We start from the raw sequence: 5,729 nt of genomic DNA, 5'->3' as shown, positions 1-5,729 counted from the left end.
ACTTCAACCAGTCGATCCTCGACGGCCAAGGCCGTGTGGTGAACACCTGGGCAGACGTGCTGAACCGCGCTGGTCTGGGTATGGAAGTGATGCACGAGCGCAACGCTCACAACTTCCCGCTTGACCTGGCTGCTGCTACTGCCACCCCCGTGGCACTGACCGCACCTGCAATCGGCTGAGGCTTAACAGCCTGGCTAACGCCAAACCCAAACGGAATCCCCCCGGCCCCCTCGCAAGAGGGGGCTTTTTGTTGGCGGCCCACCAGAGTGCATAGGGTGAAGCTGCAACCGGGCCGAAGCGGCGTGCGATGTGTTTCTCAGCCGCCGCCAGTTTCAGCAGTGCAGCCCTGCTGGTGCCGCTGGGCATCGCCGCTGTGGACCGCTCATGGCGAGACCATCGCCCTGAACTGCTGCCCCTAGCTCTGATGCCGGTGGGTTTTGGCATGCAGCAGGTCCTAGAAGGGGTGGTGTGGCTTGGACTCAACCATGGGCCTGCCGCCCCCCTGCTCCAAGGTGGGGCCCTGGCCTATCTGTTCTTTGCCCTGGCCTTTTGGCCGATCTGGATTCCCTACGTGGCCCTAAGCCTCTGGCCCCAGCAGCGGCACTGGCCTGGCCGGCCCTTGCTGTGGACGCTGCAGGGGGCGGGGCTTGTGCTGGGGATAGGACTCTGGCTGCCCCTGCTGTTGCAGCCAACCCGGATTGAACCGGTGGTGCTGAAAGGGTCGATCGACTACGGCCTAACGCTGCTGATGAGCGGCGGCCTGGCGGAATCGATTCGCTACCTCTATGCCGCTGTGATCGGCCTACCCCTGCTGCTCCTGCCCTACGCCTGGCTGCGAAGCTTCGGGGTGGCTCTGCTGGCCAGCGGCCTGGTGGCGGAATGGGCCTACCGTCAGGCGTTCCTCTCGGTGTGGTGTTATTTGAGCGCCCTGCTGTCTGTGCTGATTGTGTGGATCATCTACACCAAGAGGCTCCCCACCAAGGGGCAGGCGAAAGCCGCTTCCTAACCTGACAAAAGCCACTGACACAAGCCACGGTTTCCCATGGGCAGCAGCTTCGGCGAGCTATTTCGCATCACCACCTTCGGCGAGTCCCACGGCGGGGGCGTGGGCGTGGTCATAGATGGCTGCCCGCCGCGACTCCCACTCAATCTGGAGGCGATTCAAGCTGAGCTCGATCGGCGCAAGCCCGGCCAGAGCAAAATCACCACCCCCCGCAAAGAAGACGATCGGGTTGAGATTCTCAGCGGACTGCTGGATGGCCTGACCCTGGGCACCCCGATCGCCATGCTCGTGCGCAACAGGGACCAGCGCCCCCAGGATTACAGGGAAATGGAGGTGGCCTACCGCCCCTCCCATGCCGATGCCACCTACCAGGCCAAATATGGCATCCAGGCCCGCAGTGGCGGCGGCCGTGCCTCCGCCCGGGAAACAATCGGCCGGGTGGCAGCAGGGGCCATCGCCAAGCAGCTGCTGGCCAGGGCCCAGGGCACCGAGGTGCTCGCCTGGGTGCAGCGGATCCACAACATCAAAGCGACGATCGACCCTGCGCAGGTTTCGCTGGCGGCGGTGGAAGCAAACATCGTGCGCTGTCCCGATGGGGCAGCCGCCGAGCGCATGATCGAGCGCATTGAGGCGATCGGCAGGGAGGGCGATTCCTGCGGCGGCGTGATCGAATGCATCGTGCGCAATCCGGCAATGGGGCTGGGCATGCCGGTTTTTGACAAGTTGGAGGCAGACCTGGCCAAGGCGGTGATGTCGCTGCCGGCCACCAAGGGATTTGAGATCGGTTCCGGCTTCGCCGGCACCCTGCTCAAAGGCAGCGAACACAACGACGCCTTTCTGCCGACAGCTGATGGACGCCTGCACACAGCCACCAACAACTCAGGCGGCATCCAGGGCGGCATCAGCAACGGCGAGCCGATCGTGATTCGCGTGGCCTTCAAGCCCACCGCCACAATCCGCAAGGCCCAGCAGACCATCAACGAGCGGGGTGAGGCCACCACCCTCGAAGCCAAGGGCCGGCACGACCCCTGCGTGCTGCCGCGGGCGGTGCCGATGGTGGAAGCGATGGTGGCCCTGGTGCTGGCCGATCACCTGCTGCGCCAGCAGGGCCAGTGCAGCCTCTGGTGAGGGAGGCAACTGCCTTCACCAGAGGCTGCGCACATGGCCGTAGGAGAGGATCTTGTTGTCGGCGCTGAGTAGGGGAATCCCCAGCTCGCGGGCCTGGGCAACCAGGAAGCGATCGGCGGGATCGAGGGCCAGCAATCGCACCGCCGGATGGGAGGCCAGCAGCGCCAACCAGCGCTCCACATCGAGGCTGAGGGCGAGTCGACCCCGGTTCACCAGCATCGCCACTTCCCAGCAGCTGATCGCCGACACCAGCAGACCCGGTGAACCGCCCGGCAGGCCGGCGCTCTCGATCTCCTGATCTGTGGCGGCCAGGGCATTCGCTGACAGCCTCAGATGATTGCCATCGGCCCACCAGATAAGCGCATGGGTACCTAGCAGGATCACACCAGGGCTTCCCAGTCGTTCTCACCGACCGGCGCGAACGGGTCGTCGAAGCGCAGCACCGACCCGCGCAGCTGCCCGAGTGGGTCGGCGTCGAGCCAGGCCTGCCCCGGGAGCAACTGGGAAGACGAACAGAGGAGGAGCAGCAGCGCATGCGCTTTGAGCGGTTGCGTGGCCAGGCTCTGCCTTCTTCATGGGCAAAACCGGGTCATGGTCTGGTCGGCCGAGATCATCGTCCCAGCTGCGTAAGCACGTCCTGCAATGCCTCCAGGCCGGCATCAGCCGCCGCCTGGAGAGCTGCGGTGAGCCCCGAGCCCAGCGCCACCGCATCCACCCCTGCCTCCAGCCAGGGGAGCACGTCGCCGGGGTTGAGGCCGCCTGCCGCGATGCAGTAGGGCAGCGGTGCGCCCAGGGGCTCCCGCAGCCGCCGCCAGTGATCGATGCCGACGCTCACCGCCGGGAACAGCTTGACGATGCCGCACCCCAACCGGCGGGCCTGATGCACCTCGGAGGGGCTCATCACCCCGGGCACAAGCAGCAGCTCCCGTTCGGCCGCCCGCTGTTGCAGCTCTGAATTGAGCAGCGGCGACACCGCGTAGCGGCAGCCGGCGGCTGCAGCGTCGGCTACCCCCTGGAGCTGGCACACCGAGGCTGCTCCAAGCTCCAGAGCGGGGAAGCGATCAATCAGCTCCCGCATCTGATCCGCCCAGCCCGGCTTCGGCTGCCAGGCGATCTCCACATGGATCAGCCCCAACTCCTGCAGCCGCTCCAGGGTTGGCAGGGCCCGCAGAGGCTCGCCCGGCCGCAGCACTATCAGCAGCGGCTGGGCCCGCAGGGAATGGATCAGCCAAGAAGCACTCCCCACCGGCCCGCAAGCCTCAGACGTATTCGGCAACCTTCACATCACTGCGGATCAGAAGCTCCTGGAGAGCTTCCGCATCCACGGTTTCCTTCTCCACCAGCATGGCGGCCAATTCATCGAGCACCAGGCGATTGCCGGTGAGCACCGAAGTGGCCCGCTTGTAGGCCTCAGCTACCAGTTCGCTCACCTCCTCGTCGATTGCGGCTGCGGTGTCTTCGGAGAAATCACGCTCGGCAGCGATGTCTCGGCCCAGGAACATGCCGCCTTGGCTGCGGCCCAGGGCAACGGGGCCCAGCCGATCGCTCATGCCGAAGCGGGTCACCATTTGACGGGCCACCCGGGCCACCTGCTGCAGGTCGTTTGAGGCTCCAGTTGTCACCTCATCTTCGCCGTAGACAATTTCTTCAGCTACCCGACCGCCCAGGGCCACAGCCATCTGGTTTTGGAGATAGGAGCGGGAGTAGAGCCCCGATTCCATCCGCTCTTCAGAGGGGGTGAAGAAGGTGAGCCCCCCCGCATTGCCGCGGGGAATGATCGAAATCTTCTGCACCGGGTCGTAGTCGGGCATCAGGGCGCCCACCAGGGCATGGCCCGCCTCGTGATAGGCCACCAGACGCTTGCGCTTCTCACTCATGACCCGATCTTTCTTCTCCGGACCAGCCATCACCCGCTCGATGGCGTCGTTTACCTCGTCCATGGAGACTTCGGTGAGCTGGCGCCTGGCCGCCAGGATCGCTGCCTCGTTGAGCAGGTTGGCCAGATCGGCGCCGGTGTAGCCAGGGGTGCGGCGGGCGATTTTGTCGAGGTCAACGTCCTTGGCCAGGGTCTTGCCGCGGGCATGGACGCCGAGGATCTGGAGGCGACCGGCGTAATCGGGCCGATCTACAACCACCTGCCGGTCGAAACGACCGGGCCGCAGCAGGGCCGAATCGAGCACGTCGGGCCGGTTGGTGGCCGCCACGATGATTACGCCGGTATTGCCCTCAAAGCCATCCATCTCGGTGAGCAGCTGGTTGAGGGTCTGCTCACGCTCGTCATTGCCGCCGCCAAGGCCAGCGCCGCGCTGGCGACCAACTGCGTCGATCTCGTCGATGAAGACAATGCAGGGAGCACTCTTTTTGGCCTGCTCGAACAGGTCGCGCACTCGGCTGGCACCCACGCCCACAAACATCTCGACGAATTCCGAGCCGGAGATCGAGAAGAAGGGGACCCCCGCCTCACCGGCCACCGCCTTGGCCAGGAGGGTTTTACCGGTGCCCGGAGGGCCCACCAGCAGCACACCCTTGGGGATCTTGGCGCCAACGGCGGTGAAGCGATCGGGGTTTTTGAGGAAGTCGACCACCTCGGACAGCTCCAACTTGGCTCCCTCGATGCCAGCCACATCGCCGAAGGTGACCTGGGTCTGGGGTTCCATCTGCAGGCGGGCCTTGCTCTTGCCGAAGTTCATGGCGGGGTTTCCGCCACCGCCCTGGGCCCGGCGCAGGAGGAAAAACAAACCGCCAAGCAAGAGCAAGGGGAAGATCAAGCTGCCCACCGCCTGCTGCCAGGCAGCCGGCTCGCGGCTGGGCTGGACGGCAATGTCGACGTTGTGGTCGGTGAGCAGTTTGAGCAGGTCTTTGTCAGGAGCCAGGTTGACGACTGCGCGCCGGCCGTCGTTTTCGACCACCTGGGCAGTGCCCCGATCGGGGGAAATCAGCACCCGGGAGACCTCATTGGCCTGCACCGCCTCAACGAAGTCGCTGTAGCGCAGGGTTCGCGGCGCATTGGCTGGATCGGGCCTATCCAGGAAGGCCGTGCCCACGGCTATCACCACGATCACCAGGAGCACGTAGAGCCCCGCATTGCGCCAACGCTTTTTCAAGACCCTTTCTCCAACTGAGAATCAAGTAAAGGAATGTTAACCGGCTGAGGAGCGCAGCACCGCCACCACACTGCGGAAGGCGAACCATTCGGGTATTTCTTCGCCTCCGCGGAGCATCTGGCGGAACTGGGTGCCACTTAGCTTGCGGATATGCAGGCCCCGGGCTTGGGCGTGTTCGGCGGTCACGTACCCCTCCTCCTCGGTGTACACCAGGTTGAGAGAGGGCACGGTTTCCATGCCCAGCTCGGCGGCGTTGTCCCGGGCGAAATCCTGGGCCTGGTAGGGACCGTAGAAGTCTTCGCCGCTCAGGGAGCTCTTGCAGCCGGCCATGTCGCGGCCAATGATGAAGTGGGTGCAGCCGTAGTTCTTACGGATGATCATGTGCTGCAGGGCCTCGCGGGGGCCGGCCATGTGCATCGAATAGGGCAGGTAGGCCCAACGGATGCGGGGGTTGTCCAGCTCGGCGGCCAGGCGCTCATAGGTCTCAAAGCGCA

5 protein-coding genes and 2 pseudogenes are annotated in these 5,729 nt (G+C 65.0%); 3 read left to right on the top strand and 4 right to left on the bottom strand.

Annotated features, from left to right (window positions below; genetic code table 11):
- The 3 genes and pseudogenes from KBZ07_RS15190 to aroC all read left to right on the top strand — a co-directional run.
- Positions 1–179, top strand: a pseudogene (locus KBZ07_RS15190) (photosystem II q(b) protein); the annotation flags it as partial.
- A 128-nt stretch (positions 180–307) separates the two neighbouring features.
- A complete protein-coding gene (locus KBZ07_RS15185) occupies positions 308–1,006 on the top strand; it encodes a DUF6629 family protein (RefSeq protein WP_254932395.1) in 699 nt (232 codons plus the stop codon).
- Between the two features lie 36 nt (positions 1,007–1,042).
- Complete coding sequence (gene aroC, locus KBZ07_RS15180) at positions 1,043–2,131, top strand: chorismate synthase (RefSeq protein WP_254932394.1); 1,089 nt, start codon at positions 1,043–1,045, stop codon at positions 2,129–2,131.
- Between the two features lie 15 nt (positions 2,132–2,146).
- On the opposite strand, the gene KBZ07_RS15175 is transcribed toward aroC, so the two are convergent.
- The 4 genes and pseudogenes from KBZ07_RS15175 to KBZ07_RS15160 all read right to left on the bottom strand — a co-directional run.
- Positions 2,147–2,515, bottom strand: coding sequence for a type II toxin-antitoxin system VapC family toxin (locus KBZ07_RS15175; protein ID WP_254932393.1), 369 nt, complete (start codon positions 2,513–2,515; stop codon positions 2,147–2,149).
- Positions 2,516–2,741: 226 nt separating this feature from the next.
- On the bottom strand, positions 2,742–3,377 hold the full coding sequence (locus KBZ07_RS15170; RefSeq protein ID WP_254932392.1) for a bifunctional 4-hydroxy-2-oxoglutarate aldolase/2-dehydro-3-deoxy-phosphogluconate aldolase: 636 nt from the start codon (positions 3,375–3,377) through the stop codon (positions 2,742–2,744).
- Between the two features lie 13 nt (positions 3,378–3,390).
- Positions 3,391–5,235 (bottom strand): ATP-dependent zinc metalloprotease FtsH3, encoded by a 1,845-nt coding sequence (gene ftsH3, locus KBZ07_RS15165; protein ID WP_254932391.1) that lies wholly within the window; start codon positions 5,233–5,235, stop codon positions 3,391–3,393.
- Between the two features lie 36 nt (positions 5,236–5,271).
- Positions 5,272–5,729: pseudogene (locus KBZ07_RS15160) on the bottom strand (sulfate adenylyltransferase); the annotation flags it as partial.

It is taken from the genome of Cyanobium sp. BA20m-14, from assembly GCF_024346295.1.
Note: the sequence above shows the minus strand (reverse complement) of the source record. Positions and strands in the feature narration are given on the sequence as shown.

Bases quoted from the DNA above. Each gene is read 5' to 3' on its own strand.
- KBZ07_RS15185 (WP_254932395.1), top strand. From the start codon at position 308: ATGTGTTTCTCAGCCGCCGCCAGTTTCAGCAGTGCAGCCCTGCTGGTG.
- aroC (WP_254932394.1), top strand. From the start codon at position 1,043: ATGGGCAGCAGCTTCGGCGAGCTATTTCGCATCACCACCTTCGGCGAG.